Annotated in this window: 15 protein-coding genes; 4 read left to right on the forward strand and 11 right to left on the reverse strand. The window is 51.5% G+C overall.

The features are described from left to right. Positions 1 to 90 precede the first annotated feature (90 nt). From recG to ACI955_RS02370, 3 genes are all read right to left on the reverse strand, one after another. Positions 91 to 2,181, reverse strand: a complete 2,091-nt coding sequence (recG, locus tag ACI955_RS02360; protein ID WP_415242129.1) for an ATP-dependent DNA helicase RecG — start codon at positions 2,179 to 2,181, stop codon at positions 91 to 93. Further along, positions 2,181 to 2,822 (reverse strand): LysR substrate-binding domain-containing protein, encoded by a 642-nt coding sequence (locus ACI955_RS02365; protein ID WP_415242130.1) that lies wholly within the window; start codon positions 2,820 to 2,822, stop codon positions 2,181 to 2,183. Before ACI955_RS02365 ends, recG begins: the two co-directional genes overlap by 1 nt. Positions 2,823 to 2,915: 93 nt before the next feature. Beyond that, on the reverse strand, positions 2,916 to 3,905 hold the full coding sequence (locus tag ACI955_RS02370; RefSeq protein ID WP_415242131.1) for an NAD(P)H-quinone oxidoreductase: 990 nt from the start codon (positions 3,903 to 3,905) through the stop codon (positions 2,916 to 2,918). Positions 3,906 to 4,028: 123 nt separating this feature from the next. Between ACI955_RS02370 and ACI955_RS02375 the strand changes: the two genes are divergently transcribed. Further along, positions 4,029 to 4,892, forward strand: a complete 864-nt coding sequence (locus ACI955_RS02375; protein WP_415242132.1) for an NAD-dependent epimerase/dehydratase family protein — start codon at positions 4,029 to 4,031, stop codon at positions 4,890 to 4,892. A 68-nt stretch (positions 4,893 to 4,960) separates the two neighbouring features. Here the strand turns inward: ACI955_RS02375 and ACI955_RS02380 are convergent, their stop codons facing one another. The 5 genes from ACI955_RS02380 to ACI955_RS02400 all read right to left on the reverse strand — a co-directional run bounded on the left by ACI955_RS02380 (position 4,961) and on the right by ACI955_RS02400 (position 9,897). After that, positions 4,961 to 5,344, reverse strand: a complete 384-nt coding sequence (locus ACI955_RS02380; RefSeq protein WP_415242133.1) for a RidA family protein — start codon at positions 5,342 to 5,344, stop codon at positions 4,961 to 4,963. A 52-nt stretch (positions 5,345 to 5,396) separates the two neighbouring features. Beyond that, complete coding sequence (locus ACI955_RS02385) at positions 5,397 to 7,580, reverse strand: RelA/SpoT family protein (protein WP_415242134.1); 2,184 nt, start codon at positions 7,578 to 7,580, stop codon at positions 5,397 to 5,399. 22 nt (positions 7,581 to 7,602) lie between these two features. Next, on the reverse strand, positions 7,603 to 7,866 hold the full coding sequence (rpoZ, locus tag ACI955_RS02390; RefSeq protein ID WP_368374164.1) for a DNA-directed RNA polymerase subunit omega: 264 nt from the start codon (positions 7,864 to 7,866) through the stop codon (positions 7,603 to 7,605). A gap of 84 nt (positions 7,867 to 7,950) precedes the next feature. Continuing rightward, positions 7,951 to 8,568 carry a guanylate kinase gene (gmk, locus tag ACI955_RS02395; RefSeq protein ID WP_415242135.1) on the reverse strand — a complete coding sequence of 206 codons (618 nt, stop codon included), beginning with the start codon at positions 8,566 to 8,568 and terminating at the stop codon, positions 7,951 to 7,953. 477 nt (positions 8,569 to 9,045) lie between these two features. Continuing rightward, positions 9,046 to 9,897: a YicC/YloC family endoribonuclease gene (locus ACI955_RS02400; RefSeq protein ID WP_415242233.1), complete on the reverse strand. Its 852-nt coding sequence runs from the start codon at positions 9,895 to 9,897 to the stop codon at positions 9,046 to 9,048. A 285-nt stretch (positions 9,898 to 10,182) separates the two neighbouring features. On the opposite strand from ACI955_RS02400, the gene rph reads away from it, so the two are divergent. After that, positions 10,183 to 10,905, forward strand: coding sequence for a ribonuclease PH (rph, locus tag ACI955_RS02405; RefSeq protein ID WP_415242136.1), 723 nt, complete (start codon positions 10,183 to 10,185; stop codon positions 10,903 to 10,905). Between the two features lie 19 nt (positions 10,906 to 10,924). Here the strand turns inward: rph and ACI955_RS02410 are convergent, their stop codons facing one another. After that, positions 10,925 to 11,707, reverse strand: a complete 783-nt coding sequence (locus tag ACI955_RS02410) for an exodeoxyribonuclease III (protein WP_415242137.1) — start codon at positions 11,705 to 11,707, stop codon at positions 10,925 to 10,927. A 341-nt stretch (positions 11,708 to 12,048) separates the two neighbouring features. Here ACI955_RS02410 and pyrE point away from each other — a divergent pair, with 341 nt between their 5' ends. Together pyrE and ACI955_RS02420 are read left to right on the forward strand one after the other, a co-directional pair. Then, positions 12,049 to 12,696: an orotate phosphoribosyltransferase gene (gene pyrE, locus ACI955_RS02415; protein ID WP_415242234.1), complete on the forward strand. Its 648-nt coding sequence runs from the start codon at positions 12,049 to 12,051 to the stop codon at positions 12,694 to 12,696. 54 nt (positions 12,697 to 12,750) lie between these two features. Continuing rightward, positions 12,751 to 13,404 (forward strand): hypothetical protein, encoded by a 654-nt coding sequence (locus tag ACI955_RS02420; protein ID WP_415242138.1) that lies wholly within the window; start codon positions 12,751 to 12,753, stop codon positions 13,402 to 13,404. A 54-nt stretch (positions 13,405 to 13,458) separates the two neighbouring features. Here ACI955_RS02420 and ACI955_RS02425 read toward each other — a convergent pair whose 3' ends face one another. Together ACI955_RS02425 and ACI955_RS02430 are read right to left on the reverse strand one after the other, a co-directional pair. Beyond that, positions 13,459 to 13,692 carry a hypothetical protein gene (locus ACI955_RS02425; RefSeq protein WP_368374156.1) on the reverse strand — a complete coding sequence of 78 codons (234 nt, stop codon included), beginning with the start codon at positions 13,690 to 13,692 and terminating at the stop codon, positions 13,459 to 13,461. Continuing rightward, positions 13,689 to 15,956: a molybdopterin-containing oxidoreductase family protein gene (locus tag ACI955_RS02430; RefSeq protein WP_415242139.1), complete on the reverse strand. Its 2,268-nt coding sequence runs from the start codon at positions 15,954 to 15,956 to the stop codon at positions 13,689 to 13,691. The genes ACI955_RS02425 and ACI955_RS02430 overlap by 4 nt, the downstream gene beginning before the upstream one ends. Between the last annotated feature and the right edge of the window lie 5 nt (positions 15,957 to 15,961).

Raw genomic sequence — 15,961 nt, forward strand, 5'->3', positions numbered from 1 at the left:
TTTATGATTACGCTATCGATACCATAGCAGATGTCGGATGTGCATTCACATAGCTGGTTTATAGTCTATATCGGCCCTTATCGGTAATCCTTAAACCGAAGCATATACCGTGCGGTTTGCCAGCCAGCGCTGTATTAGCGGTTTTACGTGGCTGGGATGGGACTGCATGATGCTTTGGGCTTGGGCTCGCACCTCATCAAGTAAATCGGCATCGCGCTGTAAATCGGCAATTTTGAAGGTCATTAGACCGGTCTGCCGCGTACCCAGTACTTCACCTGGCCCGCGTAGCTGCAAGTCTTGCTCAGCAATAACAAAGCCGTCGGTGCTGTCGCGTAGCGCCGTGAGACGCTGTTTGCCATTGCGAGACAGCGGTGACTGATACAGCAACACACAAAAGCTCTGGCGACTGCCACGGCCAACTCGACCGCGCAGCTGATGTAATTGGGCCAGTCCAAGGCGCTCGGCGTTTTCAATTACCATCAGCGAAGCATTGGGCACATCTACGCCGACTTCAATCACCGTGGTGGCGACTAATAGATTAAGCTTGGCGGCCTTAAATTCTGCCATCACCGCTGCCTTCTCTTTTGGCTTCATGCGCCCGTGCACCAAGCCAACGCCTAGCTCGGGCAGAGTCTCTTTTAAGAGCGCCCAGCTAGCTTCAGCTGCCTGGGCCTGTAATTTGTCAGATTCTTCTATTAGCGTGCACACCCAATACGCTTGTTGGCCGCTCGCACACACTGCTCGCAGGCGCTCCATCACGTCGTCGCGGCGGTCATTGGCGAGCACCACGGTATTCACCGGCGTGCGGCCAGGGGGTAGTTCGTCAATAACGGAGGTATCGAGGTCGGCGTAGGCGGTCATGGCCAGGGTGCGGGGTATTGGTGTGGCGGTCATAATTAACTGGTGGGGCTGGCCAACATTAGCGGCTGCTTTTTGTTTGAGGGCCAGTCGTTGATGAACGCCAAAGCGATGCTGCTCATCAATAATAACTAAGCCGAGCTTGGCAAATTCGACATCGGCTTGAAATAGGGCGTGGGTGCCAACGGCGACATGGGCGCCGTGATTAGCAATGGCGTCACTTTGCACTTTGCGTGCCTTACCTTTGAGTTTTCCCGTTAGCCACGCAACATTTAAGCCCAGCGGCTCAAGCCAGGCGCTGAAATTCTGATAATGCTGCTCTGCAAGAATTTCGGTTGGCGCCATAATTGCCACTTGGTAGCCACTGCTAACCGCCCGCAGTGCCGCCAGTGCGGCAACGGCGGTTTTACCGCTGCCAACATCCCCTTGTACTAAGCGCAGCATGGGAATTTGGCTGTGTAAGTCTTTGGCAATTTCAGCCGCGACTCGTTTTTGGGCGCCGGTTAAGGTAAAGCCAAGCTGATTTAGAAACGCCTTTTGCATTGTGCTTGGGCCGTTTAATGCGGGGGCCCCAGCTCTTTGGGTTTCACGTCGCAATTCCTGCAAGGCAAGATTGTGAGCGAGTAATTCTTCGAAGGCCAGACGCCTTTGGCTAGGATGGCGTCCGTCTTGTAATTGGCTTAAGGACGCGTCGCTGGGTGGATGGTGCAAATAACGTAGCGCCTCCGCCAACGTCCATCGATTGCCGCCGATCTGGGTCGTTAAGACGTTGGTAGGCAGCCATTCGGTAATAGGGTGGCGGTCTAGGTATTGCAGTGCTTGGTCACATAGTTTGCGCCAGCTAGTTTGGGCGAACCCCTCGGTGCTGGGGTAGACCGGCGTCAGTCGCTCTTGTACCGCAATCGGAGCGTCGTCGCTTATAACCGTGTATTCGGGGTGATAAAACTCCAGCCCGCCACTACCACGGCGCGCCTCACCATAGCAGCGCAATTTGGTGCCGGGGATGAGCTGGGCTTTCTGTGCAGCATTAAAATGGAAAAATCGCAGGGTGGTGGTGCCGGTACGGTCCTGCAGTCGGCAAACGAGGCTGCGACGGCGACCAAATACAATGTCGGAAAGTAATATCGTGCCTTCAAATACCACGTCGGTATTAAGTTGCAGCGCACCTAAGGGGGTGATGCGGGTGCGGTCTTGGTAGCGTAGCGGCAGGTGGAATAGTAAATCTTGAACGCTGGTGATACCCAGCGCCGCCAGCTTTTCCTGCAAGCGTGGCCCGACCCCTTTAAGAGTATTTACGCTAATCCGATCTAGTGCTTGAGTCATTAGTCTGCGCTGGCCGCGAAGCCGGCCATGACTTGGTCGCGGAAGCAGTGGCCTTCGCCTAATAGCAGCACATTTTCGTTAATAAGATCATCGTGATGCAAGGCAGACTTTTTGGCCAAAGGGTGGTCGCTGGGTAACAACACCACAAAGGGTTCTTCGTACAGTGGCTGGGTGACCACATCGATTTCGTTAAACGGCAGGGCAACAATAATGGCGTCTAATTTTGAGGCGCATAGTTTTTCCCGCGGTACCGCGGTTAAATTCTCTTCTATATACAGCGGCATGTCTGGCGCGTACTCACGAATCAGAGGAATGCAGCGCGGATACAAGTAGGGACCAACGGTATGAATGGCGCCTATTGCCAAGGGTGTGCCCAGTGGGTCGCAGCCTTGATTAGTCAGCTCGCGAATGTGATTGGGCTGTTCGAGAACAATTCTTGCCTGCTGAATAACCTGCTCGCCAACGGGGGTGGTTTGTACTTGGCCGCGGCTGCGCTCAAACAGTGGAATATCGAGTTCGTCTTCTAATTTTTTAATAGCGACACTGAGGGTGGGTTGACTGACAAAGCACTTTTCGGCGGCTCTATCAAAGTGGCCGTTGTCTTTTAAGGCGAGAATGTATCGCAATTCAGTCAAGGTCATAAATTATCCAGTTCAATAGCTAAGCGCTATGGCGCTTAATAGTACATTCTCGATTAAGAAAGGCAATGCTAGCTGAGCACTCTACTGCGTTGTTTAAAAGGTGATCAGAATTTTTCCGATGTGTTCGCCACCCTCCATACGTGCATGAGCCTCAGTAATGTCCTCAAAGCGAAACACTTTATCTATGAGTGGAGAAAATTTGCCTGCTGCGATTAGCGGATAAACGCACTCTTCAATTTCGGCTGCCATTTTTGCCTTCTGCTCGCCGCTTTGCGCGCGCAGGGTAGACGCGGTGATGGTGAGCCGCTTCATTAGTACCGGCAGGAAATTAATGTCGGCGCTAAAGCCGCTTTGAAAGGCAATAAATACGATGCGCCCATCGTCGGCGGCGAGGTTAATGTCTCTTTGCACATAATCACCGCCCACCATATCTAAAATGACATCCATGCCCTTGCGATTTGGGGTGTCTGCCAATGCGAGGACAAAGTCGTCGGTTTTATAATTTACGGCTTTAATCGCACCTAATTCTTCACAGGCCACGCATTTTTCGGCGCTACCTGCGGTGGTGTAAACGTGGGCGCCAATAGCGCTGGCAAGTTGAATGGCGGTTGTGCCAATGCCACTGCTGCCGCCGTGAACCAAAAAGTTTTCACCGGCCTTTAAATTGGCGCGTTGAAACACATTATGCCAAACCGTAAAGATCGCTTCTGGTAATGCCGCGGCGTCTCGAGTTGTGACACCCTGAGGAATCGGCAGGCACTGGCTGGCCGGTGCGACGGTATAGTCGGCGTAGCCGCCGCCATTGCACAGTGCGCAAACTAAGTCGCCGGCTTTCCAGCGGCTGACATCGCTGCCAACGGCAATGACTTCGCCGGCGACCTCTAAGCCCAATACCGGACTAGCATTGCTAGGTGCAGGGTATAGGCCATAGCGCTGCATAAGGTCGGGCCGGTTTATACCCGCCGCCGTTACTTTAATTAGGACTTCATTTGCGGCTGGGCTGGGCATCGCTTCTGTGGCGACACTCAGGCTGTGATCTTCTTTGTTCACGCTAACAATTCGGCGGGTCGCGGGCGTAGTCATGGTCGTCCTCGTGATTATTAAAATGCTAAGATCGGCGCAGGATATATAAAGCGGCGATGATTCGCCTCTTAACATCGATTATGACCGACTCGGGGCGGCATTCACAGCGGAGGACACTTGGGCATGAATGAGCAAAAATCACTTTTAATTGTGGGTTGTGGTGATATTGGCAATGGCTTGGCAGAAATCTATCTGGCACGTGGCTGGTGTGTGCAGGGTATGCGCCGAAATACCGACAAACTGGCGTCCGGTATCACGCCATTGGCAGCAGATGTGCGTAATCCGCAAAGTTTAGCAAAACTGGCTCCCTTGCGGGCCGACTATGTGGTGATTACTCTAACGCCGGCGGGCAATGGCGCGGAAGGCTACCGGGCGATATTCGAAGAAGGGCTTAGTAATTTACTTACGGCGATGGTTGAACCTCCGCGGTTGGTCTTGTTTGTCTCCAGTACCGGGGTGTACGCGCAAGCAAAGAATGAGTGGATAGATGAGCAAAGTGCGACTGAACCCAGTCGTTTTTCAGGGCAGAGCTTGCTGTGCGCCGAGCGCGCCGTAGCAGCCACTGGGTGGCCGTATTCGAATATTCGCTTTGGTGGTATTTATGGCACTGGGCGTTTGCAGATGCTGAACAAGGTAATCGATGGGGATTGCGCTCCCCCTGAGCCACTGCATTACAGTAATAGAATTCATCGGGACGATTGTGTTGGTTTTCTTAGCCACCTGATCGATCTAGTTGAAGATCAAGCGTCGATAGCAAACTGCTATATTGGTGTGGATGACGAGCCGGCAAGTATCCAAGATGTTCAAGCGTGGTTGGCGGCAGAGCTGGGCGTGGTTTACGCGGATAACGGTCAGCCAGTGACTCGTGCCGGCAGTAAACGCTGCTCCAATAAACGCTTGCGCGACAGCGGCTACCAAATGAAATATCCAACGTTCAGACAGGGCTTTGTGCCGGTGTTGAATGAATGGCGTAAATTAAAAGTATAATAAAGTGGGCGCTGGCCGAGGGTGTTGTCGGCCAGCGCTACTGTGGAGCTTAATCAGGCGGGCATTACTTACAGCGCTAAAATCACTTCCACCTCAATCATGGCGCCGCGCGGTAGCGCGGCAACTTGCACGCAGGCCCGAGCTGGGTAAGGTTGGCTAAAATACTGCATCATGACCTCGTTTACCTGGGTGAACTCGCCAAGATCCGTCAGCGAAATATTCACCTTGGCAGCATCGTTTAAGCTGCCACCCGCAGCTTCGGCCACGGCTGACAGGTTTTTAAATACCTGTGTTGCCTGCTCGGTAATACCGCCTTCAATCATTTCCATTGTGTCGGGAATAAGTGGTATTTGACCGGATAAATACACGGTGTCACCGACCTTAACGGCTTGGGAGTAGGGGCCAATAGCTTGTGGGGCATTATTCGTTGCAATGATTTCTTTCTTACTCACAGTGCTGTCCTTACAAGGTGTAATAAAATGAGAGTGAGGCGGTTTGACGGTGCTAATTCCGCTCTCTGGTGACTTTGATAACGGCGGGGATATTGCGAACTCGACGCATCACATTGGCTAGATGCACCCGCGAGCGCACCCCAACGATAAGGTGGATCGTGCTGATTTTTGGATTTTCTTCTTCTACGCTAATTTTCTCGATACTGCCGTCGGCGCCATTTACGCGGGTTGCCAGCACCGCAATAATGCCGCGCTGTTTGGAAATCTCGACTTTCATTTCAACCGAAAAGTCGCGGTCAATATTTTCTGCCCAGCTCAGTGGTACCACGCGTTCTGGTTGGCTACTAAGTTCAATGCTGTTGTGACAGTTTTCGCAGTGCACCACCACGCCTTTTTCAGAGCTGACTATGCCGACAATGTGGTCGCCGGGGATGGGGTAGCAGCAGCGAGCAAAGTTAACTAGGAATCCTTCAGTGCCGTGAATAACCATGGATTGTCGGGTTAGCGGCGCACGCAACTTTTCGTCGCCATCGCGAATTTCATCACGCAAGTTTATCAATTGGCGGGCAGTTAAGTACGCAACGCGGTTACCCATGCCGATTTGTTCGTATATGTTGTCAGTCGACTTGGCGTGGGTGGAGTCCACCAGTTGCGTTAAGTACTTGTCGTCTATATCGGCTAGATTTTCGTCCATGCTGGCTAGGGCGCGCTCTAGCATGCGGTGGCCAAGGCTAACCGCCTCGGTTTTGCGCTGATATTTAAGGTAGTGGCGAATACCCGTGCGGGCCTTCGCAGTAACGACAAATTGTAACCAGGCGGGATTGGGCTGCGCTCCCGGGGTGGTAATTACTTCAACGGTCTGCCCGCTTTCCAGAGTTTCTGACAATGGCGCTAAGCGGCGATTTATACGGCAGGCCACGCAGCTGTTACCAATGTCACTGTGGACCGCGTAGGCAAAATCAACCGCGGTGGCGCCCGCCGGTAATTCCATAATGTCGCCACGGGGGGTGAAGACATAAACCTCATCAGGGAATAAATCAATTTTGACGTTCTCGATAAATTCCAAGGAGTCGCCAGCGCGCTCCTGCATTTCCAGTAAGCCCTGCACCCATTGCCGAGCGCGGGCGTGGCTGGAATTACGTTTGGGTTCTTGATCGTTAGACTTGTATCGCCAGTGCGCAGCAATACCGTTATTGGCCATTTCTTCCATATCGTGGGTGCGGATTTGAATTTCAATGGGCACACCTTCCATACCAAACAACACCGTATGCAAAGATTGATAGCCGTTTGCCTTGGGAATGGCGATATAGTCTTTGAATTGTCCCGGGACCGGCTTATACAGGCTATGTACGCAGCCTAAAACTCGGTAGCAGGAATCAACGGAGTCAACCACAATGCGAAACGCATAGAGATCCATAATCTCTTTTAGCGACTTCCGTTTGTTGCGCATTTTGGTGTAAATGCTAAACAAGTGTTTTTCACGGCCAATTACATTGGCAGTGTGGCCTTCTTCTGTCAGGCAATTTTCAATGTTTTCGCGAATACTTGAGATGGTCTTATTACGGTCGCCGAAGCGGGTGGTAATCGCTTTGCGAATACGCCGAGCTCGCATCGGATGCGTAGACATAAAGCCCAGGTCTTCAAATTCAACTCGAATATTGTGCATGCCTAAACGTTGCGCAATGGGGGCGTAAATCTCTAGAGTCTCGCGGGCAATGCGACGGCGCTTTTCGGCTGGCATTACGCCGAGGGTGCGCATATTGTGTAGGCGGTCGGCGAGCTTCACCAAGATGACGCGAATGTCTTTCGCCATAGCCAAAGCCATTTTCTGGAAGTTCTCTGCCTGTTGCTCGGCCTTAGATTGAAACTCGATACGGGTCAGCTTAGATACACCGTCAACCAGCTCTGCAACGACATCGCCAAACTGATCGCTGAGGCCCTGCTTGGTCACGCTGGTATCTTCAATGACGTCATGGAGCATGGCCGCCATTAAACTTTGGGCGTCCATATGCATTTCAGACAAGATAGTTGCTACAGCTAATGGATGGGTGACGTAGGCTTCACCGCTGCGGCGATTTTGACCTTCGTGGGCTTGTTCAGCGTAATAATAGGCTCGCTTAACCTGCTTCACTTGGTCAGACGAGAGGTAGTCGGCAAGCGCTTTTGCAAGGGCGTCAATCGATCCGGCTGGCTCTTTTTTGCCGTAACTTGGATTGAAAAAACTGTATTGATGCATTGGCGCCCCTATAGACGCAGAGTTACAGTGAGCTAGCGCCTAGCTCTGCGCTCAAATCCAATTCTTGGTCTTCTGCGGTAGGATTCGCCGCCATCACTTCTTCGCGAGTAATTTTGCCTTCAGCGAGTTCACGCAAGGCAATAACAGTTGGTTTATCACCCTCTTCTGGAACCCGCGCTTCTTTGCCGCCAGTAGCCAGTGCGTGGGCGCGCTTGCTTGCAACCATAACTAATTCAAAGCGGTTATCGACGGCTTGTAGGCAGTCTTCTACAGTAATTCGGGCCATGACGTGTATCCTGCGGACTAAATAAAATCAGCGCGCAAGGCGCGCGCCGTTAGTGGTAGTATCAGTTTAACAAATAGCCAGCGCTTATGACAGTAGCGCAGAAAGTAAAACTTGATGACGGAGCTCCTGACTTGCCAAGGTTAGGCGACGGCTGCGAACAATGGCCTCTACATCTGCCAGTGCGGTATCGAAATCGTCATTAATCACCAAGTAGTCGCTTTCAATATAGTGGGACATTTCCGCGACGGCGGCATCCATACGCCGCTGTATCACTGCGCAGTCATCTTGACCTCGGCCGGTGAGACGTTCATTCAAGGCTTCTTTTGACGGTGGCATAATGAAAATGGCCACTGTATCCGGCATTAAGCGCCTAACTTGCTGCGCGCCCTGCCAGTCGATCTCTAAAATCACGTCCTCGCCAGTCGCCAGTTGGGACTCAACCCACTGTTGTGAGGTGCCATAAAAATTATCAAACACCTTCGCGTGTTCAAGAAAAGCCGTTTTATCTAGCATGAACTGGAAGTCTGCATGGGACACAAAGTGATAGTTCACCCCATCCTGTTCGCCGGGTCGCATGGCGCGTGTGGTATGCGAGACCGACACTCCAAGCCGAGGAGTTTGCGCTAGTAACTTCGCGACTAAGCTGGTTTTACCGGCGCCTGACGGTGCTGAAATGGTATAGAGCGTACCTTGACTGTGCATAGCGAAAAGGGCGTCCTTTTATCGAGTTCGCGGTGGAGGGCGCGATGTTGGATAAGGATTATACGGCCTGATTGAGGGGGCGTCACGGCCTATCAAATTGAACGACTATGTTTGGTCTCTGGGGTTTGAACACGCTAATCTGGCGGGGCGTTATAGGGCTAATTTTATTTGCTGCCATCTATCGACAGAATATGATGGTACACGCGGCGAAATATCTAGATATTCGATATCAGTTAATCTGTGGATGAAAGATCAGCTGAAACTCTCCGATCGCTTATATTGTTAGCTTCCCTTTGGTAGCTATTGTTATTAAGTGATCTTAAGCGGCTTGCAGAGTGAGCCATACAAGCGGGCTTTAAAGTAATTAAACGACACAAGAGCGAGTTATCAAAACGCGTCATACCAAACCCTTTTTTTAGAGAGTGGCATAGAGCTGAAATGGTCCGTGGCTAATATTTAAAAAAACTCTTTTTAGCATCACTCAATATTCTGAATCTGCTCTCGCATTTGTTCTATTAAAACCTTCAGCTCTACCGCCGCCTGTGTGCTGTCAGCTACCACCGCTTTAGATGACAAGGTGTTGGCTTCGCGGTTGAGTTCCTGCATAAAGAAGTCTAAGCGTCGGCCGCTGGCACCGCCTTTTTTAATGACTCGTCGCACTTCTTTGACGTGGGTATCTAGGCGGTCTAGTTCTTCATCTACGTCAGCCTTTTGTGCTATTAACGCAATTTCTGCTTCTAGGCGGTTGGGGTCGAGTTCAACTTTGAGTTCAGCAAGGCGTTGCTGCAGTTTGTCGCGCTGGGCGATGACGATATTGGGCATTTTACTGCGAATATCGATGACGATATCAGTAATATTGTCCAGACGGTCCTCGATTAATTGGGCTAGTGCGCTGCCTTCGCGTTGGCGGGTGGCAATATGTTCGTCCAGCGCGGCATTAAAGCCGTCCAACAGTTGCTTGCTTGTGGCGTCGTTGTCTAGGGTTTGCGGTTCCAGTACGCCGGGCCAGCGTAGCAATTCCAAGACGTTAATGGGGGCGGTGTCTGCAATATGAGTTTTGAGGTTGTGTGCGGCGGTTAAAATTTGACTGGCGAGCTTGTCATTAAGCTGCAGATCTTGCTGCTGGCTGTGCTGTTGCACCCGCAGTGCGCATTCAACTTTACCGCGTTGGAGTTTGCTGCGAAGGGCGTCGCGTAGACTGGGTTCTAGTTGCCGCCAGCTCTCTGGCAATTTAAATGACAGTTCTAGGTAGCGATGATTAACCGAACGTAGTTCCCATGTGACGCTGCCCCAAGGGTAGTCAAAACGCTGATGGGCAAAGGCGGTCATACTGCTGGTTGTCAAAGGCTTTCCCTGCATTTTTCGATTTTAGTTTAGATAGTGTAAGCCTAAATGGCCGGTGAAGGCGAAAAGTTACTGGCAGAAAATACCGGGTTATATCATCAGTAGAGTGGCGTCTGTCGGTCATATATGTGCTGCTAGGCGCGGTTCGAATAGGCGTATGGATATTGGCGGCGGCTGTGCATTGGCGAGTTTATATTGGACTTGATCCGGTGTTTTAACCTGTTGGCAACGCCTAGCGGTTATACTATGGGCTTTAAAAAGGAGAACAATATGACTGTAGTAAGGCCGAGTGAGCGCGCCTACGATGAAAAGCGTACTGTGCGGATTAGTCGCAATTTTACCAGCCACGCTGAGGGTTCCGTTTTAATTGAAATGGGGAATACCAAGGTTATTTGTACTGCGTCGGTGCAGAACAGTGTGCCCGGCTTTTTACGTGGTAAGGGCCAGGGTTGGCTTACCGCAGAATACGGTATGTTGCCGCGCTCTACTGGAAGTCGTATGGATCGGGAGGCGGCGCGTGGCAAGCAGAGCGGCCGCACCCAAGAAATTCAGCGTCTTATTGGTCGCTCGCTGCGTGCAGCGGTTGATTTGACGATGCTGGGCGAGAACACCATCTATCTGGATTGCGACGTCATTCAGGCTGACGGCGGCACGCGAACCGCGTCCATCACCGGTGCTTATATTGCACTGGCCGATGCGGTCGCTAAATTGCGCGCAGATGGCTTGATTAGCGGTAATCCGCTGCAGCAGCAAGTCGCCGCAATTTCGGTTGGTGTGTATCAAGGCGTGCCAGTATTAGATTTAGATTACGCCGAAGATTCAACCGCCGAAACCGACATGAACGTGGTAATGGACGACAAGGGCGGTGTTATCGAGGTGCAGGGCACTGCTGAAGGTGCAACCTTTAGCCGTACTGAAATGAACGCAATGATGGATCTGGCCGAAAAGGGTATTGCCGAACTAGTGACAGCTCAGCGAGAGTCGTTGGCTTAGGCGCTTAAATGAGAGGGCCCTAAAAAGGGCTCTCTGGTAGTTCAAAGTCATAATCCATAATGACGGGTGCGTGTTTGCCAAAAGCCTGTACCTTATAGATGGCACCGTATTCTATTCGTGGCGTCATATGCTCTGATGTTATCTGCATATCTACGCGCCAACCGTTGGTGCCGGGCTCGCCATCAGGCCACCAACTAAATTCGTCGGAGTCATTATTTGTTAAGCGGAAAGCGTCTGAGTACTGCTGTTCGCGGAATAAGCGATCCAGCCATTGTTGCTCTTCTGCCAAGCTGCCCGGTTTACCGTGATTGCCACGCACATCTTGAATGTCTATGGCGCGATGGGCAATATTCCAGTTTCCACAAATAATAAAGTCGCGGCGTTTATTGCGCACTTTAGTGAGGTGATTCAAATACTGTTCAAAGAATTGATTTTTGCGGATTAAGCCGGCGTTATCGCCCTCTTCTGCGGTGGGCGCTAATAAGCTACCGATACTAATATTGTCAAAGTCGGCCTGAATATAGAGGCCGTCCATGTCAAAGTCTAAAAACCCGAGGCCAGTCATTATCGCTTTAGGTAGCTGTCGGCAGTAAATAGCGACGCCATTATGTTTGCCATCGGCAGCATCGAAGAAGTAGGGGTTATAATCTCGGGGAAAATATACATCGTCGCGGAGTTTGTATTCTGCAATACCAAGATTTTGGATGCATATAATGTCTGCATCTTGTTTTACGACCCAGTCAAAAAAGCCTTTTTTAGCTGCATCTACAATGCTGTCAGCGCAAAAACTGATGATTCTCATGTGTTACCTATCGCGTCGACCAGTGCCAATATAATTGGCTTGAGGATGAGCAGTCTCAGTTGTAGCGTGAGCTAGGCTAAGACGCTTGAAGTCTATTATATTGGGTTGTTCTGGCTTTTAGAAATTAACAATAGCTTAGACTACAATGAAACCCTAACGACAACAATCACAGTGCTTAATATCTATCAAAAAACTCCCAATTCGCCGTCATAGGCGGCGTAGATCATGATATTTAGGTTTATTTAGCGGTAATTCTGTGGTTTTTAGTAGTAGCATTCTAAAATCGGCGCGTAAAACTTCGTCGAAACATTCACCGAGTTTAAATGAGGGTGCAAATGAGCATTCAGAAGTATCAGCAGCAATTTATACAGCAGGCTATTGCCAGTGAAGCACTTTGTTTTGGCGAATATACACTTAAATCAGGCCGCGTCAGCCCCTACTTCTTTAATGCGGGTCGCTTTAGTACGGGTGGTGCGCTGGCCGCTCTTGGCCGTTGCTATGCCGATGCGATTGTGGCCTCTGGGCTAGAGTTTGATCTTTTGTTTGGGCCTGCCTATAAAGGTATTCCTTTGGCAGCCGCGACTGCGTGTGCGCTAGCGGTCTATCATCAGCGCGATGTACCTTTTGCCTACAACCGCAAAGAGAAAAAGGATCACGGCGAGGGTGGTAGCTTGGTCGGTGCCGCCTTGAGCGGTAAGATTTTAATTATTGATGACGTTATTACTGCAGGTACAGCGATTCGTGAGGCCATTGCCATGATTGAACATGCTGGGGCTGAGGTTGCGGGTGTGGCAATTGGCTTAGATCGACAGGAGCGTGGTCAGGGGCAGCGCTCGGCGATTCAAGAATTGGAACAAGACGCCTCGCTGACGCTAATTAGTATTGTGGGTTTGAATGATATAGTCGATTACTTGTCTACAGCTAAGACTGACGACGCACTTGTGGCGCGTATAAATGCGTATCGTGATCGCTATGGTGTTGAGGTATGAGTCGGTAGAAAACATAGTGGTATCTGACGGTAATTAAAGGAGTGTGTGAGTATTGTGGCTGTAAGTCGCTGGGCCTTATGGGTGGCAATGATTGTAATAGGAGCGCCCGAGTTGTGGGCGGGCTCCCTCTATTATCGTTACCCCAGCACTAATGGCACCATAGTTATCGACAGTAGTGTGCCGCCTGAGGCCGTGCCCCGGGGCTACGACGTTATTCGCGTTGATGGCTCGATTGTCAGAACGGTAGCGCCTCAGCTTAGCGGCGCTGAACGCAAGGCGCGGGCTTTGGAGTTAGAAGTCGCTGCGGCTAGGGCGGAAGCGGATGCGAAAAATCGCAAGTGGGATGAGTCGCTATTGCTGCGCTACAGCAGTGTGTTAGATATAGACGTTGCCAAAGAGCGTGCTATCAATAATATTAAGGTCCGTATTTCAATTCTGAAAAGTAATTTATCGGTTATTAAGCAGCAGATCTTGAGTAATCAGAGTGAGGCGGCGGAATTGGAGCGGCGCGGGGAAGAGGTGCCCAGCGCACTTATGAATACCTTGGTGTCGTTACGCCGAGAAGTCACGACAACGGAGCAACATATCAACGGTCGACAGCAAGACCTTGATGAGGCTGCTAGGGGCTATGAACGCGATAAAGAACGCTTTGCGCTTTTACAGTCTCAGGCTGAAAAACAGCTGCGGTATTACTCCTCTGACGACTAGTTTGTAGATTCAACAGCAAATCGTCGCGCTTTTTTCTTCCCCCATCACGGTGCGCTATTTCTCACCGCGCTGGTAGCGATCCAGTTCTTCAGGATCAAAGCCCTGATCATTGTCTATAATCGGATCGCGCATGAAATCCTCGTCGGGGTCACGACGCATTGCCCTGTCAACGAGCCACAGGCAAAGCCGATCCAGCATCGATTGGTTTCTGGAAGCTCGGGCCGCCAGCCAAATCAGCAGTTTTGCGGACAGCTCCCGCCTTTTATCATCGCTATAAAACGGACTCATGCTTGGGCCTCTGTCTTCGTAGCATTTTCGCTTAGGCTTTTAATAATACGACAAGGTATGCCCTTCAGGTGCGGAATTCCCTGTTCCCGGTCGAGATAGTCTTCATCGTCGCGGCAAAGTTGGGCATCGCTGTATTTCAGGGCGCCAGACAAGTGACCTGCGCCTTGCTGCATCTCTGGTTTCCACCAGCCATGCGGTACTCTCACCAATCCGTCAGGCATAGCTTCTTTGATTGCAACTTGAGCGGAGATTTTGCCGATTTGGTTTTCGATGGTGACCCATTCATTTTCGTCGAGTTGATACTTGCTGGCCGTACCTGGACTGACAAATATTTGTGGTTCCGGCGCGCGTTTACGCATTTCGGGCACTTGCCGCTGGGCGGTTTGAAAGTAGCCATCTTCACGCACGCCCGTAAACATTTGCAGCGGGTAGTCGGGGTCAGCCGGCGGGTCTTCGCGGAAGTAGGGCAGTGGGTCGAAGCCCAAGTCTTCAAGGATCGATGACTTCAGCTCGACCTTGCCGCTAGGTGTTGCAAAGCCGGTTTTGAGGTATTTGCGAAATACCGGTTTGTCGAAATAGATTTCGGTGGTTTCGGAAAGCTCCTTAAAGCTCATGCCAGTGCCTTTCAATCGGTCGTCATAGAAATCATTCAGGGTTTCCCATGGCACCAGTTCTGGCCGGTCTAGGGCGTTGGCAATATGCTTCCAGAATTCCCAGGTGCTCTTCGCCTCGCCAGGCGGTTCCATTGACTGCTCAGACGGGCGATAGGCTGACATCCAGCCAAAAGTATCGGTCAACCAAGGTCGCTCCAGCCAACTATCGCCGGGCAGTACATAGTCGGCTAATTGCGCCGTGGGCGTCATATGATGCTCGTGGGCAACGATAAGATCCTGATTCATCATGCCTTTGAGGATTAGTGGCATATTGGCGAAGCTCATAACGGTGTTATTACCCAGGGCAAAAAATGCCTTAACCGGATAGTTGCCCTCGCCTGCCATAGCGCGGAAGGTGGCGGACGGATTTGCCATGTAACAGCCGGTTATTTGATTAGGATATTCGTGGCCCCACACGCGCTTGAGCGGCTCTCGTAAGGCTGCTTGGCCGCGATAGGTAAAGGCCGGGTGGGTGTCGGAACCAAGCTGCTTGGCCTTTTGTTCTTCGGATAGCACCTCGTGCATCTCAATGGTAGATTCTGAGACGATGTCAGGGTTGAAGCCCTGTAGGGTTTCGCCACCGGCAACGTCGATGTAACCGCAGACAGAGCGCAGAATACTTTGTAGGCGAATCGCCGATGTACTGTTGCGCTGCATATCTGTGATTGGCGTCCAGGGAATAATTGAGGGTCCTGAGGTGGCATACATGCGTGCGGCTTTGGCGATCATGTCGGGGTCGCAGCCGGTGAGTTTGGCAACGCGATCTAGGGGGAACTCGTCGACGCGCTTGCGTAACTCCTCAAATCCGACCGTCCAATTGGCCACGAAATCTTTGTCGTAAAGTCCTTCGTCGAAGATAACCTTGAGCCAGCCAAACATCATGGCGCCATCGCTACCAGCTTTTAGCGGTAGCCAGATGTCCGCCCGCTCGGCACTCGAACTCTTGCGTGGGTCGCAGACGATTAACTTCGCGCCGCGTTCTTGGGCGGAGCGAATGTAGTTGTAGATCGGGGTCCAGCTATGGCGGCGTGGATTGTGGCCCATGAGTACAATGCAATTGGTGTTGTTAAAGTCTCCCATGGGAAACCAGCCATAAGTAAACCGGTTTATGGCGGCGGTGTTGCCCGCGCAGAGTGCGACACCGCTGATCCAGTTGGGTGTGCCAACGTGGTTCATAATACGCCGCCCAAGACCGTGGTCGGTGGCGGTGTTCCATTGGCTGGTGGAAACGGCCCAAGCCTCTGGCCCATGTTCAGCAATGACTTTTTTGAGGCGCTGACCAATATCGCTCATGGCGTCTGCCCAGCTGACTTGTTCCCACTGCCCCGAGCCGCGTTCACCTACGCGTTTTAATGGATACAGAATGCGATCTGGGTGAGCGAATGCCTTGGGCGCAATAATTCCCTTCATGCAAATATTGTCGCGGAAAATGGGATTATCTGAGGAGCGCACCTTCACCACCCGACCTTGCTTACTTTCTGTTACCACGCTGCAGGCGATATCGCAGGTAGCGCAGATGGTCCGCTTAATGGTGACGCCGTCTTTAGCAGGGCGTACAATTTGCTTCGCAGTGGCAATAGCCTCTGGATCAAAGGGAATGGGGGCGGGCATGGCTT

The organism is Zhongshania sp. (assembly GCF_047636175.1).
In the GTDB taxonomy this organism is placed as follows: Bacteria; Pseudomonadota; Gammaproteobacteria; order Pseudomonadales; family Spongiibacteraceae; genus Spongiibacter.